Consider the following 731-nt stretch of genomic DNA (forward strand, 5'->3'; position numbering starts at 1 on the left):
CGCCGCCGCCGGCTGCTCCCAGGTTGGTGTAGATGAACTCGCCGCCGCCCGCTCCGCCTCCGCCGCCGCCCGCCGATCCGGCGCCGCCCTGTCCGCCGCTGGCGTAGACGTCGCCCGAAGCCCGCGCGCCTGCTCCGCCGAAGCCGTGAGGGTCGGCGCCCAGGCCGTCCCAGAACATGTGCCCGGTCCCGCCGCTCGCCTCCGAGCCGAACGTCGGGACGGCGTCGAGGAAGCCGCCGAGGTAGGCGGTGTCGCCACCGCTGCCGCCGGTCCCCGGGGTGTCGATCGTCGCGCCGCCGCCGCCGCCACCGGGGAAGCCGCCGGTGCCGTGGCCCGCTTCGCCCGGCCGGCCGGCGGCACCGCCGTCGGAGCCGTCGTACAGGATGGTCGCGTTCGATCCGCTTCCTCCGCCCGCGGCGACGGCGATGACATCGCCGCCGACGGGGTCGCAGTTCTCGTCGGGTTCGCTGAAGGACACCCACTTGGCGTCCCCACCCCCCTCGAAGCCCCCGCTCCGGAGGCTTCCCCAGTAGATCGTCTGACCGGGCGTCACCTTCACGTCGTAGAGCCTGAGAGCCGCGCCGGCGCCGCCGGTGCCCCCGGTGTTCCCCACGCTGTCGAAGTCCTGACCGTCGGCGCCTCGGTTTCCCCGGGCGGTGACGTCGGCGGTGTGGACGTTCGCAGGCACAGTGAACCTGCCGTCCGTCGTGCACGCGTCCAAGAACCGATTA

1 pseudogene is annotated in these 731 nt (G+C 74.4%); it reads right to left on the bottom strand.

From position 1 onward, the window contains the following. Window positions 1-613: pseudogene (locus tag C5C39_RS17140) on the bottom strand (hypothetical protein); the annotation flags it as partial. Window positions 614-731: the final 118 nt, after the last annotated feature.

This window comes from Rathayibacter sp. AY1F3, assembly GCF_002931975.1.
In the GTDB taxonomy this organism is placed as follows: domain Bacteria; phylum Actinomycetota; class Actinomycetes; order Actinomycetales; family Microbacteriaceae; genus Rathayibacter.